Source organism: Streptomyces sp. NPDC093984, assembly GCF_044764595.1.
GTDB classification, from domain to species: domain Bacteria; phylum Actinomycetota; class Actinomycetes; order Streptomycetales; family Streptomycetaceae; genus Streptomyces; species Streptomyces cynarae.
This window is the reverse complement of record NZ_JBIWIM010000012.1, coordinates 141293-159990: the sequence shown is the minus strand read 5'-3', so window position 1 is coordinate 159990 and position 18698 is coordinate 141293. Positions and strand designations below refer to the sequence as shown.

Here is an 18698-nt window from a genome sequence, read left to right as displayed (position 1 = left end):
GGCGGTGAACCAACGGGGGCACGGTTTGTGGGGGACGTGATGGACTTCGGCACGCAGGGCCCTCAGGCCCCGGCCGACCTCGCCTGGCTGCGAGGGGTCGACGCCTACACGATGGGCGCCTATCCGCAGGCGGAGGAGGAGTTCCGCGCCGCGGTCCGGATGGATCCGGGGATGGCCGACGGCTGGCTCGGGCTGCACGCGCTGCGCGTCGACACGACGACCGCGCTGCTGAGGATGTACCGCCACCGCGACCGCTTCGGGGAGCAGCGGACGCGACACCGGCGCACCCTCAACTCCTGGTACTGGCTGGGCTGGTGGGTGCAGCCGGTGTTGGAGAGCCCGCGCGACCTGCTGCTCGCGCACGCCTCGCACTGGCTGGACGGCCGCCACGTCCCGGAGCTGGACCGCGCGCTGGCGGGCCTGCCGCCGGTGGACACCGACCCCCAGGTGCGCTTTCTGCACGCTTGCCGGGCCTACCTGGTCAAGGACTGGGAGCAGTTGGTCCGGCACACCGATCCGCTGATCGACGATCCCATGCTCGGCATAGAGGCCGGACTGTTCGGCGGCATGGCCCGGGTCCGCCTGGAGATGTACGGGCAGGCCGAGCCGCTGCTCGCCGCCGCCCTGATGCGCTGCCGCAGCGAGCAGCCGCAGCGCAAGGAGCTGCGGTACTGGCTGGCCCGGGCGCACGAGGGCACGGGCCGCTCGGCGGCAGCGCTCCCCCTCTACCGGGCCGTGCACCGGGTGGACCCGGCGTTCATGGACACCTCGGCGCGGCTCGCCGCGATCGCCGAGGGCGACGGGTACGACGACTCGACCGACCTGACGGCGATGGCGCTCGCCGGAGGCGGCGACACGCTGGAGGCACCGGACGGCCTGGATCCGCTCTTCGGCGCCGAGGGCCGGGACGTGAAGCTGTCCGATCCCGAACCGCCGCCGACCGGTCCGCTGGCGGCGCAGGGCGACCTCGTGCGGGAGAAGGCCGCCTCGGTACCGGGGCAGTCGTGGCCGGCCGGTCCCACGGATCCGGCACTGCTGGAGGATGCGCTGGCCGAGCTGGAGCGCATGGTCGGTCTGGAACCGGTCAAGCGCCAGGTCAAGGCGTTGTCGGCGCAGTTGAACATGGCCCGGCTGCGGGCCGGCCAGGGCTTACCCGTCCAGCCGCCGAAACGGCACTTCGTGTTCTCGGGGCCCTCCGGCACCGGCAAGACGACCGTGGCGAGGATTCTGGGCCGGGTCTTCTACGCGCTCGGCCTGCTCGGCGGCGATCACCTCGTGGAGGCGCAGCGGGCGGACCTGGTCGGCGAGTACCTGGGCCAGACGGCGGTGAAGGCGAACGAGCTGATCGACTCGGCGATCGGCGGCGTCCTGTTCGTGGACGAGGCGTACTCGCTGTCCAACTCGGGATACGGCAAGGGGGACGCGTACGGGGACGAGGCGCTTCAGGTGCTGCTGAAGCGGGCTGAGGACAACCGGGACCACCTGGTGGTGATCCTCGCCGGCTACCCCGAGGGGATGGACCGGTTGCTTGCCGCCAACCCGGGACTGTCCTCGCGCTTCACGACGCGGGTCGATTTTCCCTCGTACCGCCCCTTGGAGCTGACGGCGATCGGAGAGGTGCTGGCCGCCGAGAACGGGGACGTCTGGGACGAGGAGGCTCTGGAGGAGCTTCGGTCCATCGCCGCGCATGTGGTGGACCAGGGGTGGATCGACGAGCTCGGGAACGGGCGGTTCCTGCGGACGCTGTACGAGAAGAGTTGTGCGTATCGGGATCTTCGACTGAGTGGCTATCCGGGGATGCCGTCGCGGGACGACTTGTCGACATTGCGGTTGCCGGATCTGATGCAGGCCTATGGGGAGGTCTTGTCGGGCCGAGGGCCGCAGGATCCTTCGGGGTTGTAGCGGCGCCCAACAGCCCGGCGAGCCTTCGCGTCTGCGGCTGCGGGTTCGCCGCGGCTGGTCGCGGATCGTCGCCGATTGTCGCGGCTGGTCGCGTCCACGTGGCAGAGCCGCATACCGACGGGGCCCCGCGCCCCTGAACGAGGCGCGGGAAACCCTTCTCAGCTCGGTACCGCTTCCCTCGGTTCCGCCATGCGCGGCTGAGGCGGAGCCTCCCGGTGCGCCGGGTCCCTGACCTCGCCGACCAGGAGCTCCAGTACGTCCTCCAGCGCGACCAGGCCCAGGACCCGGCCGGAAGCGTCCGCCACCTGGGCCAGATGGGTGGCCGCCCGGCGCATCACCGTGAGCGCGTCGTCCAGCGGGAGCTCCGCCGCGAGCGTCGTCATGGGCCGCCAGAGCTGCTGCGGCACCGCCCGCTCGGATTCCTCGAGGTCCAGGACGTCCTTGACGTGCAGATAGCCCATGAAGGCGCCGTTCCCCGCGACCACGGGGAAGCGTGAGTAGCCCGTGCGCGCGGTGAGCGCCACGACCTCACCCGGGGTCACCGTGGGCTCGACCGTCACCAGCAGGTCCGGGTCCAGGAGCACGTCCGTGACCGGGCGCGAGCCCAGCTCCAGGGCGTCCTCCAAGCGCTCCGCCTCCTCGGGGTCGAGCAGGCCCGCCTGGCCGGAGTCCTCCACGAGCTGGTTGAGCTGCTCACTGGTGAAGGCGGCCTCGACCTCGTCCTTCGGTTCGACCCGGAACAGTTTGAGGATCACCCGGGCGCAGGCGCTCAGCGTGACCGTGACCGGACGGCACAGCCGCGCGAACGCCACCAGGCCCGGGCTCAGCCACAGCGCGGCCTTCTCCGGGGCCGCCATCGCCAGGTTCTTCGGCACCATCTCGCCGATCACCAGATGGAAGAAGACGACCGCCGCGAGCGCGATCACATAGCCGAGCGGGTGGACCAAGTCGTCGGGGATGTGCGCCGCAGCGAACATCGGTTCGAGCAGATGCGCCACGGTCGGCTCGGCGACGGCGCCCAGTGTCAGTGAGCACACGGTGATCCCGAACTGGGCCGCGGCCATCATCTGCGGCAGCCGTTCGAGGCCGTAGAGCACCTGCCGCGCCCGGGCGGTCCCCAGCGGCTCGATCTGGCTGCGGCGCACGGACACGAGCGCGAACTCGGCGCCGACGAAGAACCCGTTGACGAGCACCAGCAGCGCCGCGAACAGGAGTTGGAGCAGGCTCATCGCACCGCCTCCGCGGCCGGCGCGGGGGCGTCCACGAGCTTCACGAGCCTGACCCGCTCGGCGCGGTAGTGGCCGACCTGGCGGACGGTGAGCCGCCAGCCCGGCAGCTCGGCGCGGTCACCGAGGGCGGGGATCCGGCCCAGCAGGTCGGCGACCAGTCCGGCCACGGTCTCGTACGGCCCCTCGGGCACGTCCAGGCCTATCCGCTTCAGGACGTCGACGCGGCAGCTTCCGTCGGCCTCCCACGCGGGGCGCCCGTCCTCGGGCGGCGCGACGGCGAGTTCCGGCAGGTCGAGGCCGTCGTGCTCGTCGCGCACCTCGCCGACCAGTTCCTCGACGATGTCCTCCAGGGTGACGACGCCGGCCGTGCCGCCGTACTCGTCGACGACCACGGCGATGGGCTGCTGGCTGCGCAGCAGTTCCAGGAGGGGCTGCACGGGCAGCGTCTCCGGGACCAGCAGGGGTGCCTGGGCGATCCGGGTGACGGGGGTGCGCAGCCGTTCGTGGGAGGGCACCGCGAGGGCGTCCTTGAGGTGGACCATGCCGACGATTTCGTCGATCTTGTCGTGGTAGACCGGGAAGCGGGACAGGCCGGTGGCCCGGGTCAGGTTGACCACGTCCTGCGCGGTGGCGGAGGACTGCAGCGCGCTCACCCGCACCCGCGGGGTCATGACGTGCTGGGCGGTCAGCTCACCCAGGGACAGCGTGCGGACGAACAGGTCGGCGGTGTCCTGTTCCAGCGCGCCGGCCCGCGCGGAGTGGCGGGCCAGCGAGACCAGCTCGCCCGGGGTGCGGGCGGAGGCCAGCTCCTCGGCGGGTTCCACGCCCAGGGCCCGCACCAGGCGGTTCGCGACCGCGTTCAGGGCCGCGATGACCGGCCGGAACAGCCGGGAGAACAGGTGCTGGGGGCCCGCGACGAAGCGGGCGACCTGGAGAGGCCGGGACACCGCCCAGTTCTTGGGGACGAGTTCACCGATCACCATCTGCGCGGCCGAGGCGAGCAGCATGCCGACGACGACCGCGACGCCGCTCGCCGCACCCTCGGGGAGCCCGAGCAGCGCGAACGGGGCGTGCAGCAGCTCGGCGAGCGCCGGTTCGGCGAGCATGCCGACGACGAGCGAGGTGATGGTGATGCCGAGCTGGGTGCCGGAGAGCTGGAAGGACAGCTCCTTGAGCGACTCGACGACCGTACGGGCACGCCGGTCGCCCTCGGCCGCGGCCCGCTCGGCGTCCGGGCGCTCGACCGTGACGAGCCCGAACTCGGCCGCCACGAAGAAACCGTTGGCGAGAATCAGCAGGAACGCCGCCCCGAGGAGCAGCAAGGGGATGGTCATGATGCCGCCGCCTCCGCGTTCACACGGACACGGTCCGCGCTATGTCGGCAGGGGGCGGCGCAGGTACTACAGGACGATCCGTCCATCGCCGGAGGGAGTCACTCCTCGGGTAGCAGGAACCCCTGAGCACCGGGTGGAACCTCAGGGGCGGAGGCGCCACGTAAGCGCCTCTGCCACCAGATTAATCAAGACTTCGCCCTGTGCGGCAGGGTGGACGTCCCCGAGTCAGCTCTGATGTCGCTCGGGATCGGCCGTGGAGCGGGCCTCCGCGAGCGCCCGGAGGGTGTGTGCGTCCTCGATCGCGCGTTTCTTGGCGATGCCCGGCTGGATGCCGAGGGCGGGCAGGCTGGTGCCGTCGCTGAGGTTCAGGAACACCCAGGGGTCGCCGGGACGCAGGTTGACCTGGACGATCTCCGCCCAGTCCAGCTGACGCCGGCTGGCGATGTTGACGACGGTGACCCCGCTCTCGTCGGCGACGACCTTGGGCCGGGCGAGCAGGAGCAGCACTCCGAAGAGAAGGGCCGCCGTGAGGATGAAGCTGAGGCGTTCCCCGGTGGTGAGCTGGTCCAGCAGCAGCGCGACCGTGGTGATCACCACCAGTATCGCGACGCCGGCGGTCAGCAGCACGGCGCGGGTGCGAGCCGGCCGGAAGGTGACGGGAAGGGTGGGCAGGTCCGACATCGGTGCGCGGTTCCTCAGAGGCGGCAGGCGTGGATCGCCGTGGTGAGGATGGCCCGGGCGCCGATGTCGTACAGGTCGTCCATGATCCGCTGGGCCTCCTTGGCCGGGACCATGGCCCGCACGGCGACCCAGCCCTCGTTGTGCAGCGGCGAGACGGTCGGGGACTCCAGGCCCGGGGTGAGGGCGACGGCCTTCTCGAGCTGCTCGACGCGGCAGTCGTAGTCCATCATCACGTACGTCCGGGCCACCAGGACGCCCTGGAGGCGGCGCAGGAACTGCTGGACCTTGGTCTCTTCGGCGTCGGCGCCGGTGCGGCGGACGACGATCGCCTCGGACTTCATGATCGGCTCGCCGATGACCTCCAGGCCGGCGTTGCGCAGCGAGGTGCCGGTCTCGACGACGTCCGCGATGACCTCGGCGACGCCGAGCTGGATGGCGGTCTCCACCGCGCCGTCCAGGTGGACGACGGCGGCGTCGATGCCGTTGTCCGCGAGGTGCTTGGCGACGATGCCCTCGTAGGAGGTGGCGATCGTCATGCCGTTGAGGTCCTCCACGCCCTTCGCCGTGCCGGGCTTGGTGGCGTAGCGGAAGGTGGAGCGGGCGAAGCCGAGCGGGAGGATCTCCTCCGCGTTGGCGCCGGAGTCGATGAGCAGGTCACGGCCGGTGATGCCGATGTCGAGGCGGCCGGAGGAGACGTAGATCGCGATGTCGCGGGGGCGGAGGTAGAAGAACTCGACCTCGTTCTCCGGGTCGACGATCCTCAGTTCCTTGGACTCCCGGCGCTGCTGGTAGCCGGCCTCATGCAGCATCTCCGCCGCAGGGCCGGACAGTGAACCCTTGTTGGGGACGGCGATGCGCAGCATGAGGTCGGCTTCCTTCGTTCGTGCGTACAGGTGTACGGGTATTCGGTTTACGGCTCAGAGGTGGGCGTAGACGTCGTCCAGGGAGATCCCGCGCGCCACCATCATCACCTGGACGTGGTACAGCAGCTGGGAGATCTCCTCGGCGGCCGCCTCCTTGCCCTCGTACTCGGCGGCCATCCAGACCTCGGCGGCCTCTTCGACGACCTTCTTGCCGATGGCATGGACGCCCTTGCCGACCAGCTCGGCGGTGCGGGAAGTGGCGGGATCGCCCTCGGCGGCCTTGTGCTGGAGCTCGGTGAAGAGCTCCTCGAACGTCTTCTTGGACATGGTGGTCCTAACCCTACGCGCTGAGGGCCGTACCTCAGTGCCAGGGTTCAGATACTGAGCGGAGCGTGGCGGCCGTCGCCACCGCCGCCGTCACCGCCTCGTGCCCCTTGTCCTCGTTGGAACCCTCGAGGCCCGCGCGGTCCAATGCCTGCTCCTCCGTGTCGCACGTCAGCACCCCGAAGCCGACGGGGACACCGGTCTCGACGGAGACCTGGGTCAGGCCCTGGGTGACGCCCTGGCACACGTAGTCGAAGTGGGGGGTGCCGCCACGGATGACGACGCCGAGGGCGACGATCGCGTCGTATCCGCGGCCCGCGAGGACCTTCGCCGCGACCGGCAGCTCGAAGCTGCCGGGGACCCTGAGCAGGGTCGGCTCGTCGATCCCCAGCTCCCGCAGGGCGCGCAGGGCGCCGTCGACCAGACCGTCCATCACCTTGTCGTGCCACTGTGCCGCGATGACGGCGACCCGCAGGTCGCTCACGTTGCGTACGGACAGCTCCGGTGCACCCTTGCCGCTCACGTCTCTCCTCAGTGCTCTGTTACTGGTTGCCGCAGGCGGACACGGCGGTCGTGTCCAGCCAGGGCAGGTCGTGCCCCATCCGGTCCCGCTTGGTGCGCAGGTAGCGGAGGTTGTGTTCACCCGCCTGGACGGGCATCGGTTCCCGGGCGGTGACCTCGAGGCCGTGGCGCAGCAGGGCGTCGGTCTTCTCCGGGTTGTTGGTCATCAGGCGCACGCTGCTCACGCCGAGGTCCTTCAGGATCTGGGCACCGGCGGCGTAGTCCCGGGCGTCGGCGGGCAGGCCCAGCTCCAGGTTGGCGTCCAGCGTGTCACGGCCGCGCTCCTGGAGTTCGTACGCGCGCAGCTTGGACATCAGTCCGATACCGCGTCCCTCGTGGCCGCGCAGGTAGACGACCACGCCTCGGCCCTCGGCCTGGATGCGCCGCAGGGACGCCTCCAGCTGGGGGCCGCAGTCGCAGCGGGCGGAGCCGAAGACGTCGCCGGTCAGGCACTCGGAGTGGACGCGGACCAGAACGTCCTCACCGTCGCCGATCTCGCCGTGGACGAGGGCGACGTGCTCGACGCCGTCGACGGTGGACCGGTAGCCGTACGCCGTGAAGGTGCCGTGGGCGGTGGGCAGCCGGACCTCGGCCTCGCGGCGGACGGTCGGTTCGTCCGAGGTGCGGCGGTAGGCGATCAGGTCCTCGATGGAGATGATCGTCAGGCCGTGCTTGCGGGCGAACGGGATCAGCTCGGGCAGCCGCAGCATGTGGCCGTCCTCGCCGGCGATCTCCACGATGGCGCCGGCCGGGCGCAGTCCCGCGAGCCGCGCGAGGTCGACGGCGGCCTCCGTGTGGCCGTTGCGGACCAGGACGCCGCCGGACTTGGCGCGCAGCGGGAAGACATGGCCGGGGCGCACGAAGTCCGAGGGCTCCGCCGTGCCGCTCGCCAGCAACTGGAGCGTGGTGGCGCGGTCTGAGGCGGAGATACCGGTGCTCACGCCGTGGGCGGCGGAGGCGTCGACGGAGACCGTGAAGGCGGTCTTCATCGACTCGTTGTTCTCGTCGACCATCTGGGGGAGCCCGAGCCGGTCCAGCTCCTCGCCCTCCATGGGGGCGCAGATCAGGCCGCGGCACTCGCTCATCATGAAGGCGACGATCTCGGGGGTGACCTTCTCGGCGGCGATCACGAGGTCGCCCTCGTTCTCGCGGTCCTCGTCGTCGACGACCACGACCGGGCGCCCGGCCGCGATGTCGGCTATGGCCTGCTCGACCGGGTCGAGCGCGAAGTCCTCGATGGTGTCCGTGCTGTACAGAATCGGCGCCGTACTCATACGGCGGCTCCTTCCAGGACGGGCCGCGCGGCCCTGCGGGAGCGCAGCCACCAGTCGCGCATGCCCCACAGGACGAGTGCGCCGTAGATGACGTAGACGAATCCGGAGAAGGCGAAGCCGTTGGCGAAGTTGAGCGGGACGCCGACGGCGTCGACGAGCAGCCAGGCGAACCAGAACTCGACCATGCCGCGTGCCTGGGCGTACATGGCGACGATCGTGCCGACGAAGATGTACGCGTCCGGCCACGGGTCCCACGACAGTGTCGGGAAGGCGGTGAACAGTCCGGCCACGGCGAGGGTGCCCACGGCCGCGGCGCCGGCCAGGATGCCGCGTTCCCGCCAGGTGGCGAAGCGCGGTGCGATGTGCCCGTCCTCCGCCTGGCCCTTGCCGCGGTTCCACTGCCACCAGCCGTAGACGGCGACGACCATGACTACGACCTGCTTGCCGGCGCTGCCGGAGAGGTGGGCCGTGGCGAAGGCGGCGAAGAGGATCAGGCCGGACAGGAACTGCACCGGCCAGCTCCATATGGAGCGCCGCCAGCCGAAGGCGAGGCCGAGCAGACCGATCACGTTGCCGATCATGTCCGACCACTTGATGTGCTGGCCGAGGAGCGTGAAGGCCTCGGAGTTCAGCCAGTTCACTTGGTGGCCCCCTGACCGGCCAGGAGGCTCTCGACGTACTTGGCGATGATGTCGACCTCGAGGTTGACCGGGTCGCCGGGCTGCTTGAGGCCGAGGGTGGTCAGCGCGAGGGTGGTCGGGATGAGGCTCACGGAGAAGTGGTCGCCTCCGGCCTCGACGACCGTGAGGCTGATGCCGTCCACGGTGATGGAGCCCTTCTCCACGACGTAGCGGGAGAGGTCCGCCGGGAGCGAGATCTTCACGATCTCCCAGTGCTCCGAGGGCTTGCGCTCCAGGACCGTGCCGGTGCCGTCGACATGGCCCTGCACGATGTGGCCGCCGAGACGGGTGCCGACGGCGGTGGGGCGTTCGAGGTTGACACGGGAGCCGACCGTGAGGGCGCCGAGGCTGGAGCGGTTCAGGGTCTCCGCCATGACGTCGGCGGTGAACTCGTCGCCCTCGTGCTCCACGACGGTGAGACAGACGCCGTTGACCGCGATGGAGTCGCCGTGACGGGCGCCTTCGGTGACGACGGGTCCACGGAGCCGGAAGCGGGAGGAGTCGCCGAGATTCTCGACGGCGGTGACCTCACCCAGCTCTTCGACGATTCCGGTGAACACTTCCCGGGTCCTCCTGCCTCGATGGGGCACGGACTCCGGGGCCTGTCGATGACGACAGCAGACACGAGCGAGGACACCGGGGGCGACGCCGGACGGCCTCGTCCGCATGGACGAGCCGAGACGGCGGCGCGCACGAATGCCCGCCCGCCGCGCACTGCCTCCCATCCGGACTTTAACCGTCGGTCCAGGAATTCCACCTGGTCAACCGGCCGCTGGAAGCGACCGGGTCGCGGACTGTAACCGCCGGTTCGGACTTTCACCGACCCCGGAGTGCGCTGCTTCTTGTACAGCCTCAGTGTGCCACGACTGATCGATGGCCAACCGGGTGAACTGCTGTGTGGTGCCTCACATGTTCACATGCTGGACAACTCCGACGGCAGGCGCCTGCCCCGCCCTCGTCGCCCCGCACAACAGGCGCCCGGCGCAAGCCACTTGGGATTGGTCCATACCTATTGACCGGGCCGATCCACCCCACCTAGGGTCGGCGCTCGCGGCGCGGTGCGCCGCCCTCGAACGGCCCGGCGGTGGTGACGAAGGCCCTTGCCCGCCGCCGGGCCTCCGTGGCGCAAGGCCCGGTCGAGCGGTTCCCGTGCGGCCCAACGGTCGCAGGCGACCAGCGAGCGGATGACGGATGCGCCGCGGGGACGGCCTCCCCGCATCCGTGAACCCCGCCACCGGAACCGCTCGCTCCGCTGTCCTCCCATCTGCGTTTGACATCGCCTCCGGACTTCCAGCATGCTTCCACTAATTCATTAATACAAGCCTGGTGGAACCGAGGAAGGCGACGTGATCGACTACCGGATCGACCGTGGCAGCGGCGTACCGGCCTACGTGCAGATCGTCGAGCAGACCGAACGGGCGCTCCGGATGGGCACCTTGCAGATCGGGGACAAGCTGCCCACAGCCAGGGAGGTGGTGGCGGCGACCGCCATCAACCCCAACACGGTGCTGCGGGCCTACCGCGACATGGAGCAGGCCGGTCTGGTCGAGCTGCGCCGTGGCCTCGGGACCTTCGTGACACGGTCGCTCGCCCGGCCCGGCGCGGAGAACGACTCTCCGCTGCGCCGGGAGGTCGCCGACTGGGTGGCTCGCGCGCGGGCCACGGGGCTGGAGCGGGCCGATGTCCTCGCCCTGGTCACAGCCGCCCTGGACGCCTACGAGAACGGGCACGACAGCAAGACCCCGGGCGACCGGGAACGAAAGAAGGAGGACGCATGACCGGGCCTGACGCGTCGGCCGCGCTGTGCGCCACGGGACTGGGATTCCGGTACCGGAGGCGGGGCGGCTGGGCCCTGCGGGACTGCGGGTTCACCGTGCCCGGCGGCCGTATCACCGCACTCGTCGGACGCAACGGCGCCGGCAAGAGCACCCTGCTGCACCTGGCCGGCGGCCTGCTGCGGCCGGGCTCCGGGCAGCTGCGCGTGCTGGGCGCCGTACCCGGCACGTCCGAGGCCCGCGCCCGCGTCGCTCTGCTCACCCAGGACAAGCCGCTCTACCCGCGTTTCACCGTGGCGGACACCCTGCTGATGGGCGAGAAGCTGAACTCCTCGTGGGACCGGGCGACCGCCGAACGGATCATCCGCAAGGGCGACATCCCGCTCCACGCCCGCGTCGGCGAGCTGTCCCCCGGGCGGCGCACCCGCGTCGCGCTCGCCCTGGCGCTGGGCAAGCGACCCGAACTCCTGCTCCTCGACGAGCCGTTGGCCGACCTGGACCCAGTGGCACGAGGCGAGATCATGGCGGAGCTGATGGCCGAGGCCGCGGAGCGCGGCACGAGCATCGTGCTGTCCTCGCACGTCCTGCCCGAGCTCCAGGAGACCTGTGACTGGGTGCTGGTACTGCGGGACGGCCGCGTCGAGCTGAGCGCAGACGCCGAGGCACTGCGCGAGAGCCATGCAGTACTGACCGGACCCGCCGGCCAGGCCGACGCCCTGGCCGGGCAGCACACCGTCGTGCAGAGCCGCACCGGCGGCAGGCAGCTGACCGCCCTGATACGGCAGCGCGGACCGCTGCGCGGCGACTGGCACGTCGAACGGCCGGGACTGGCCGACATCCTGATCGGCTACCTCCAGGCCGGTGAGTCGGGGCACCCAGCCCCCGCCGAGCGGACGGAGGCGGCGGCGTGAAGGGCTCCCTCTGGCTCGCATGGCGCCAGCACCGCGTGTCGGCCGGCATCGGCGCGGCCGCCCTGGTCGTCGCCGCGGCGATCGCCGCGTACTACCGCTCGGGCATGCTGGACGCCCTGCACAGCGGACTGTTCGACCACTGCGGCACCGGGCCGCTGTACTGCACACGGTCCGACACGGGTCTGCCCCTGCTGCTGGACGTCGAGCCGCTGAAGTACCTCGGGGCGCTGAACATCGCCCTGCCCGTCGTCATCGGCGTCTTCTGGGGCGCCCCGCTACTGGGCCGCGACCGGGAACTGGGCACACACCGCATGATCCTCGCCCAGGGCGTGAGCCGCGGCCAGTGGTTCGCCTCACGGTTCGCCCTGGCCGCGGCGACCACGACCGCCCTCTCCGGCCTGCTCGCGGGAGTGTTCTCCTGGTGGTGGCGGCCGGCCGCCGACCGGAGCTACGGCCTGTTCTGGTACGACGACACGGCCCTGAGCGGCTCGGGCCCCCGCGTCGTCGCGGCCGCCCTGTTCGGCCTGGCGGCCGGCACCCTGCTGGGCCTGCTGGTCCGCCGGGTGCTGGCGGCGATGGTCCTGACCCTGCTGGTGACGGGGGTGATGACGCTCCTGCTGGAGTGGACGCACCGGGCCCGGCTGCTGGTCCCGCCGCACACCTACGTCAGCGCAGGCAGCGTCCCCAAACCGCCGATGGGCGAGAAGTGGTCGACCGGCGTCTACGGTCTGATCACCGCCTCCGGCCGCCACGACGACGTGCTGAACTGCCCCTTCCCTTCCGGCACCCAGCTCAAGCAGTGCATGGCGGCGCACGGGTACGTCGCCCGCTTCTACGAGGCCAACCCGGCCGGTGACTACTGGGCCTTCCAGTGGACCGACACCGCCGTCCTCGGCGGCCTGGCCGCTGTGTCGACGGTCGTCACCGTGCTGCTGCTGCGTCGGCGGGTCTGACCGCAGCGACCGCATCGGGGCGCATCCGCTTCCCCCATTCCTTTCACCCTCATCCCCCACCGGGATTCCCTTTCGCACGGAGGTCGCTCCGCCATGCCCGCCGACGCCAAGTCGCCGAAGAAACTGCGCAACAACCGCGCCGCACTCACCCACAAGACCGCATACGCCCTGCGCCACCCCGGCCGCGTCGTCCCGTACCTGCGCCGGGCCGGCCGGGACGCCTGGCTGCGCTTCAAGCACCCCGACCACATCGGCTACTACCGCGCCGTGATGGCCTCGGACACCCGCCGCAACCCGGAAGCCGCGGTCGGCAGCCGGACCCACGACCGCTGGCTGGCACTGGGGCGGATGCAGTTCGACTACCTCATCGAGCACGGGCTGCGCCCGGAACACCGCATGCTCGACATCGGTTGCGGCAACCTGCGCGGCGGCTGGCGCTTCATCAGCCACCTCGACACAGGCAACTACTACGGCATCGACATCTCGCCCGACATCCTGACGGCCGCCAAGAAGACCCTCGTCGAGCGCCGTCTCCAGGACAAGCTGCCGCATCTGACCATTACCGGCGACCTCACCCTGGACTTCCTGCCCAGCGGTCACTTCGACGTCGTCCACGCGCACAGCGTCTTCTCCCACTCGCCGCTGGAGGTCATCGACCAGTGCCTGGCGCACGTCGGCCGTGTGCTGACCGACACCGGGTTCTTCGACTTCACCTTCGACCGTACCGAGGGCACCGAACACCAGGTGCTGCGCGAGGACTTCTACTACCGCACCGAGACCCTCCTGGCCCTGGCACGGCGGCACGGTCTGCACGCGCGGTTCATGGAGGACTGGGAGAAGCGCCCGCACGGCCAGTCGAAGATACGTGTCAGCCGCTCGCCCCTGCCCACCGTCTGAACCGGCCTGGATCCGACGTGTCGTCCGACAGACCCTCTCCCGGCCCGCGGCGCGGGCCGGCTCGACTGGCCGCGATGGACGGGCTCCGCCTGGTGGCAGCCGTGATGGTGGCCGCTTACCACTTCCTAGGGACACCCACCCCGCACTTCTGGGGAAGGACCGAACTCCGGGATTTCGCGCCGTTTCTGCACGAGATCAGCCGCTACGGCTGGCTCGGCGTCGAGTTCTTCTTCGCCATCAGCGGCTTCGTCATCTGCATGAGCTGCTGGGGGCGGACTCCCGCACAGTTCGCCGTCTCCCGCATCGCACGACTCTTCCCGGCCTACTGGTGCGCCGTACTCCTCGTCGTCGCGCTCGTCCTCGTCTCACGGGTGGGCCACTGGCCCGCCGCCACCCGCATCGACCCCCGTACGGTCCTGGGAAACCTGACGATGGCCCCGGGACCACTGGGACTCGAACTGGTCGACGGAGTCGCCTGGACGCTCTGGGTGGAGGCCCGTTTCTACCTGCTGATGGCCGTGCTGCTCGTCTTCGGGCTGTCGTACCGGCGGGTGACGGCCTTCTGCGGAGCCTGGCTCCTGGCCGGTGTCATCGCCCTCGAACTTCACTCGCCGCTGCTCGACGAATTCGTACTGCCCCGGTACACCGGTCTCTTCGTCGCCGGAATCGTCCTCCACCTCATGCACAGGTTCGGACAGAGCCTCCTGCTGTGGCTGCTGCTGGGTTTCGCCTGGGCGTACGAACTCACCGTGCTCGAACTGCGGGTGGCCGATCACGCCACCGTACCCGTCGGCGAGAGCCCGCCCTCCTGGGCCGTGTGCGCGGCCGTTCTCACGCTCTGTCTCGTGCTGCTGGCGCTGGCCGGTGTCGGAGGACCGCCGGCGAGGCCGCGATGGCGTTGGCTGGTCACCGCAGGGGGACTCACCTACCCCTTCTATCTCGTCCACCAAAGCATCGGAATTCCCTTGGCCAAGGGCTTGATCCGGGCCGTTCCGAGGCTGGGGTCGCTGCCTTCGATGGCGGTGTCCGTCGTCTGCGTGCTGGGGCTGTCCCTGCTCATCCACGCAACGGTGGAGCGTCGGCTCGGACGCCTGCTGAGGCGTCGCCTGACGCTCGACATGCGGCTTCGGCACCCCGCCGCGAGGCCGGCTCCCGCCCGCACCCGGGAAACCCATCCGGAGAAGGATCTCGCATGCCCTTGATCACGCGTGCCAGACGCTCTCGCCTGCTCATCGCCGTCGCGACAGCGGTGGCCGCCGTGCCGGCCGTCGCACTGACCATGGCCCTGACGGTCACGACCTACGAACACACCTCGCCGCGCGCCGCCCGGGCGAAGGCATCGGGATCGGTGGCCGGCAACGTCGACTGCCGCAAGGCGAAGTGCGTGGCCCTGAGCTTCGACGGCGGCCCGAGCCCGACGACCCCCAGGCTGCTGGACATCCTCGAGCGGGCCGGTCTGCACGCCACGTTCTTCGTTCAGGGCGAGGGCCACATCGCGAAGTACCCCGGCATCCTGCGTCGTGTCTCGGACGAGGGGCACGAGATAGGCAATCACACCTGGAACCACAGCAGGCTGACAGACCTCGACGAGGACAACGCCCGTCGGGAACTGACCCGTACCCAGGACGCCATCGAGAGGATCACCGGCACCGGGCCCGTCCTGATGCGTCCGCCGGAGGGCCGCACCAACCGTGAAGTGGCGAAGATCTGCCGGGACTTGGGGCTGGCGCAGGTGCTGTGGAGCGTCACGGCCAAGGACTACGAGACGACCGACTCGGCTCTGATCACCAAGAGGGTGCTCGACCGGACGCACCGCGACGGGATCATCCTGCTGCACGACCTGCACGCGGGAACCGTGCCCGCCGTACCGGGGATCATCAAGGCGCTCGAACAGCGCGGCTACACCATCGTCACGGTGTCGCAGTTGCTCGCACCTGCCAAGCCCCGGCCGGGCATGGTCTACCGGCCGTGAGGGAGCGCCGCGAGCGCGTCCCCGACTGCCGCGCGCGAGGCGATCCCGAGTTGCGGGAACATCTGGTGCGGTGCGAGCCCCCGGTAGTTCGGCGTGGGCCCGGTCGGCCCACGGCCGGACGCCCCGGCCGTTCGACCATCCGCGCCACTACTGGTCCAGGGGCTTTCGTTTGGATCAGGCCGGATCAGGGAGCGGGGTCTGGTGCCGTGCATCGCAAGGCGGAGGAGGGCGCCATGGCGGAGCCATGGCAACCGACGACAACGCGGCGAGGCGCTGTGCCAGGGCCCGCGAGCCCGGCCTGATCCAAACGAGAGGCCCTAGCGTTCCAGTGGGGCGAACAGCTCCTCCTGGGCTCCGTCCCGTGCCGTCAGCAGGGCTCCCCGCAGGACCGCGCCGCCGCCCAAGGTGCTCGCGCGCACCTCGGTGGCCAGCGGTGAAAGGCGTACCAGCCGCTGTGCGACCCGCGTGGCGAGGACGTCCCCGCCGGCCTGCCCGACCTCACCTCCGAGCACGACACAGCCGGGGTCGAGGATGGCGGCGACGGAGGCGGCACCGATGGCGAGCCGGTCGGCCAGGGCGTCGAGGAATCCGCCGGCCCGCCCGGCTCCGTGGTCGTCCGCCGGCCCGCTGCGGCCGCCCTGCGCTACCGCCGCGACCGCACCCCGCACCAGTGCCGCCGCCGGCAGCTCGGGCACGGCCGGTCCCGCCGACCACCCGTGCTTTTCCGCCAGTTCGACGATCGCCGCCGCGCCCGCCAGCGAGTGGAACCCGCCCCCGCAGTCCGTCGCCGACGGCAGGGCGGCGGTGCCCGGGACCGGCAGGAAGCCGATCTCGCCCGTGCCGCCCGAAGCGCCGCGGCGCAGTGCACCGTCCAGCACCACCGCCGCGCCCGTGCCATGGCCCAGCCAGAGCAGCACGAACGTGTCGCGGTCCTGCGCCACGCCCTCGCGCTGCTCGGCCAGCGCCGCGAGGTTGGTCTCGTTCTCGACGATCACCCGGGCGGGCAGCCGCTCCTGGAGCGCGGCGACCAGGCGGCGGTGCCACTCCGGCAGCCCGGCGGAGTCGCGGAGTTCGCCGGTGGCGGGGTCGATGAGCCCGGGCGCCCCGATCCCGACCGTGTGCAGCCTGTCGGCACCGGCCTCCTTCGCAGCCCGCTCCACCAGCAGCACCGCCTGCTCGACCGCCGGCCCGGTGCCGGTGTCGCCGCCGATCGGCACGGAGGCCTCCGCGAGCACCCCGCCCAGCAGATCCGACACCAGCACGGAAACGCTCTCGGTGCGCACGTCCAGAGCAGCGAGGTGGGCGCGGTCGGCGACGATCCCGTACACCCGCGCGTTGGGACCGCGCCGCTGTTCGCCCGACTCCCCCACCACCGCGATCAGCCCCGCTGCCGTGAGCCGTTCGACGAGGTCGGCGACCGTGGGCCGGGACAGACCGGTCAGCTGTTTCAACTGCCCTGCCGTCAAGGGGCCTTCCTGCTGCAGCAGGCGCAGTGCAACCCGGTCGTTGATGGCCCGGGCGGTGCTCGGGGATGCGGGCATGCCGGGATCCTTCCAGATCGGCCACACCGTCGCTCAGCGGGCAGCCACCGTCCCCCTATCTATCAGGCAGGGTTCCTGATAGTTTACGGCGGCGCGCCGGGAGCACACAGTCGGGAGGGGCCCGAGAATGAGCGAGATGAGCGAAGCGAGCCGAAAAGAGGTGCGGCGCGCCCGGTACGCCGTGGCAGCGGTGTTCGCCGTACACGGCGCCGTCACCGGCTCGTTCGCCACCCGCGTGCCCTGGATCCAGGACCACGCGCACGTCAGCGCGGGCCAGCTCGGCATCGCCCTGGCGTTCCCCGCGCTCGGCGCGTCCCTTGCGATGCCGCTCGCGGGCCGGATCAGCCACCGCTTCGGCGCCCGGACGGCGCTGCGCGGACTGCTCTCCCTGTGGACGCTGTCCCTCGTCCTGCCGTCCCTCTCCCCCGATCTGCTCACCCTGTGCGCGGCCCTGTTCGTCTACGGCGCCTCGGCCGGCATGGCGGACGTCGCGATGAACGCGCTCGGCGTGGAGGTGGAGAACCGTCTCGGCAGGTCGATCATGTCCGGACTGCACGGCCTGTGGAGCGCCGGCGCCCTGATCGGCTCGGCGGCCGGTACGCTCGCCGCCCACCTCGGCTCTGACGCCCGGCTGCACCACGCCCTGGCCGCCGCGGTGCTGACCGTGCTGGGTCTCGTCGCCTGCACCTGGGTCCTCGACCTGCAGCCCGCCGAGGACGAGGAGCCGCCGCCCCGGTTCGCGCTCCCGCCCAAGTCGGCGCTGCTCATCGGCGCGGTCGGCTTCTGCGCGGTGTTCGCGGAGGGCGCCAGCCTGGACTGGTCGGCGGTCTATCTGCGCGACCGGCTGGAGAGTTCCGCCGGTCTGGCCGCCGCCTGCACCACCGGTTTCACGCTCACCATGGCACTCGCGCGGATCGCGGGCGACAAGGTGGTGGACCGCTACGGGGCGGTGCGCACCGTGCGGGTGGGCGGCGTCCTCGCCACGCTCGGCGGGCTGCTCATCGTCGTGGCGAACCATCCGGCTCTCGCCATGGGCGGCTTCGCGCTGATGGGTCTGGGCATCGCGGTCGTCGTCCCGCTGTGCTTCGCGGCGGCGGGCCGCAGCGGCCCCAACCCGAGCCAGGCCATCGCGGGCGTGGCCACCATCACGTACACCTCCGGCCTGGTCGCGCCGGGGGCCATCGGCACGCTGGCCCAGGCCACCAGCCTGATGGTGTCGTTCGGCCTGGTGACCGTGCTGGCGTGCGGGCTCGCGGCGTTCGCGGGCGTGCTGCGCGCCGGGGACCGCGACCGCCCGAAGATCAGTCCGCCGAGCGCAGCAGTTCCCAACCCGCGGCCCTGAACGGCTCGCTCCACGAGGTCGGGCGCAGGGTCGCCGCGTTCAGCCGGACCAGGACGCGGCTGCCGTGCGCGTACGTCACCGACCCGTCGGCCGAGCAGAACCGGAACCCGTACGTCAGCCCGGTGTTCCCGAGTCGTTCCAGCCACAGGTGCACGGCGTACCCGCCGGGCTTGGTGACCGGCGCCTCGTAGCTGATCCGCAGTTCCCTGACGGCGTTGCAGAAGTCGCCCGCCGCCTCCCAGTCGCCCTCGAAGCGGAAGCCGCGCTCCTGCCACAGGGTGGACCAGGCACGTTCGACCATGACCGGGTAGCGGGCGTTGTGGAGCAGTCCGAGGGCGTCCAGGTCGTCGAAGTGGACGGTGACGGGGACCAGCCGGCCGTACGGCACGACGGGCGCGGCCCGGGGCTCGGTGGTCATGGACGCGGGATCTGCTTCTACGGTCACGGGCGGGGCTCCTC

Annotated in this window: 19 protein-coding genes and 1 riboswitch; of the genes, 8 read left to right on the top strand and 11 right to left on the bottom strand. The window is 71.1% G+C overall.

Annotated elements, in window-relative coordinates; genetic code table 11:
* Positions 1-39: 39 nt before the first annotated feature.
* Positions 40-1902: an AAA family ATPase gene (locus tag ACIRC0_RS32605; protein WP_403623411.1), complete on the top strand. Its 1863-nt coding sequence runs from the start codon at positions 40-42 to the stop codon at positions 1900-1902.
* A gap of 158 nt (positions 1903-2060) precedes the next feature.
* Here the strand turns inward: ACIRC0_RS32605 and ACIRC0_RS32600 are convergent, their stop codons facing one another.
* The 9 genes from ACIRC0_RS32600 to ACIRC0_RS32560 all read right to left on the bottom strand — a co-directional run bounded on the left by ACIRC0_RS32600 (position 2061) and on the right by ACIRC0_RS32560 (position 9408).
* Positions 2061-3131, bottom strand: a complete 1071-nt coding sequence (locus ACIRC0_RS32600) for a hemolysin family protein (RefSeq protein ID WP_403623408.1) — start codon at positions 3129-3131, stop codon at positions 2061-2063.
* A complete protein-coding gene (locus ACIRC0_RS32595; protein WP_403623405.1) occupies positions 3128-4465 on the bottom strand; it encodes a hemolysin family protein in 1338 nt (445 codons plus the stop codon). Before ACIRC0_RS32595 ends, ACIRC0_RS32600 begins: the two co-directional genes overlap by 4 nt.
* 225 nt (positions 4466-4690) lie before the next feature.
* Positions 4691-5146 carry a PH domain-containing protein gene (locus ACIRC0_RS32590; RefSeq protein ID WP_403623402.1) on the bottom strand — a complete coding sequence of 152 codons (456 nt, stop codon included), beginning with the start codon at positions 5144-5146 and terminating at the stop codon, positions 4691-4693.
* A gap of 14 nt (positions 5147-5160) precedes the next feature.
* Positions 5161-6009 (bottom strand): ATP phosphoribosyltransferase, encoded by an 849-nt coding sequence (gene hisG / locus ACIRC0_RS32585; protein ID WP_200421154.1) that lies wholly within the window; start codon positions 6007-6009, stop codon positions 5161-5163.
* Positions 6010-6063: 54 nt separating this feature from the next.
* Entirely contained in the window at positions 6064-6336 is a 273-nt protein-coding gene (locus tag ACIRC0_RS32580) for a phosphoribosyl-ATP diphosphatase (RefSeq protein WP_403623398.1), read from the bottom strand.
* A gap of 34 nt (positions 6337-6370) precedes the next feature.
* Positions 6371-6856 (bottom strand): 6,7-dimethyl-8-ribityllumazine synthase, encoded by a 486-nt coding sequence (gene ribH, locus ACIRC0_RS32575; RefSeq protein WP_103842313.1) that lies wholly within the window; start codon positions 6854-6856, stop codon positions 6371-6373.
* A gap of 19 nt (positions 6857-6875) precedes the next feature.
* On the bottom strand, positions 6876-8168 hold the full coding sequence (locus ACIRC0_RS32570; protein ID WP_403623394.1) for a bifunctional 3,4-dihydroxy-2-butanone-4-phosphate synthase/GTP cyclohydrolase II: 1293 nt from the start codon (positions 8166-8168) through the stop codon (positions 6876-6878).
* Entirely contained in the window at positions 8165-8809 is a 645-nt protein-coding gene (locus ACIRC0_RS32565) for a nicotinamide mononucleotide transporter family protein (protein WP_366027932.1), read from the bottom strand. The genes ACIRC0_RS32570 and ACIRC0_RS32565 overlap by 4 nt, the downstream gene beginning before the upstream one ends.
* Positions 8806-9408 (bottom strand): riboflavin synthase, encoded by a 603-nt coding sequence (locus tag ACIRC0_RS32560; protein WP_403623391.1) that lies wholly within the window; start codon positions 9406-9408, stop codon positions 8806-8808. Before ACIRC0_RS32560 ends, ACIRC0_RS32565 begins: the two co-directional genes overlap by 4 nt.
* Before the next feature lie 147 nt (positions 9409-9555).
* Positions 9556-9686: riboswitch (FMN riboswitch) on the bottom strand.
* Between the two features lie 508 nt (positions 9687-10194).
* Here ACIRC0_RS32560 and ACIRC0_RS32555 point away from each other — a divergent pair.
* The 6 genes from ACIRC0_RS32555 to ACIRC0_RS32530 all read left to right on the top strand — a co-directional run bounded on the left by ACIRC0_RS32555 (position 10195) and on the right by ACIRC0_RS32530 (position 15356).
* Positions 10195-10626, top strand: coding sequence for a GntR family transcriptional regulator (locus ACIRC0_RS32555; RefSeq protein WP_403623389.1), 432 nt, complete (start codon positions 10195-10197; stop codon positions 10624-10626).
* On the top strand, positions 10623-11534 hold the full coding sequence (locus tag ACIRC0_RS32550) for an ATP-binding cassette domain-containing protein (RefSeq protein WP_403623387.1): 912 nt from the start codon (positions 10623-10625) through the stop codon (positions 11532-11534). The genes ACIRC0_RS32555 and ACIRC0_RS32550 overlap by 4 nt, the downstream gene beginning before the upstream one ends.
* Positions 11531-12487 (top strand): transporter, encoded by a 957-nt coding sequence (locus ACIRC0_RS32545; RefSeq protein ID WP_403623384.1) that lies wholly within the window; start codon positions 11531-11533, stop codon positions 12485-12487. The genes ACIRC0_RS32550 and ACIRC0_RS32545 overlap by 4 nt, the downstream gene beginning before the upstream one ends.
* Before the next feature lie 93 nt (positions 12488-12580).
* Positions 12581-13384, top strand: a complete 804-nt coding sequence (locus tag ACIRC0_RS32540) for a class I SAM-dependent methyltransferase (RefSeq protein WP_403623380.1) — start codon at positions 12581-12583, stop codon at positions 13382-13384.
* 74 nt (positions 13385-13458) lie between these two features.
* A complete protein-coding gene (locus tag ACIRC0_RS32535) occupies positions 13459-14586 on the top strand; it encodes an acyltransferase family protein (protein WP_403623377.1) in 1128 nt (375 codons plus the stop codon).
* Positions 14577-15356, top strand: coding sequence for a polysaccharide deacetylase family protein (locus tag ACIRC0_RS32530; RefSeq protein WP_403623374.1), 780 nt, complete (start codon positions 14577-14579; stop codon positions 15354-15356). Before ACIRC0_RS32535 ends, ACIRC0_RS32530 begins: the two co-directional genes overlap by 10 nt.
* Positions 15357-15673: 317 nt before the next feature.
* Here ACIRC0_RS32530 and ACIRC0_RS32525 read toward each other — a convergent pair whose 3' ends face one another.
* On the bottom strand, positions 15674-16897 hold the full coding sequence (locus ACIRC0_RS32525) for an ROK family transcriptional regulator (RefSeq protein ID WP_403623371.1): 1224 nt from the start codon (positions 16895-16897) through the stop codon (positions 15674-15676).
* Between the two features lie 136 nt (positions 16898-17033).
* Between ACIRC0_RS32525 and ACIRC0_RS32520 the strand changes: the two genes are divergently transcribed.
* Positions 17034-18239, top strand: coding sequence for an MFS transporter (locus ACIRC0_RS32520; RefSeq protein ID WP_403623369.1), 1206 nt, complete (start codon positions 17034-17036; stop codon positions 18237-18239).
* Here the strand turns inward: ACIRC0_RS32520 and ACIRC0_RS32515 are convergent.
* Positions 18199-18657: an acyl-CoA thioesterase gene (locus ACIRC0_RS32515; RefSeq protein WP_403623556.1), complete on the bottom strand. Its 459-nt coding sequence runs from the start codon at positions 18655-18657 to the stop codon at positions 18199-18201. The genes ACIRC0_RS32520 and ACIRC0_RS32515 overlap by 41 nt on opposite strands.
* Positions 18658-18698 lie beyond the last annotated feature (41 nt).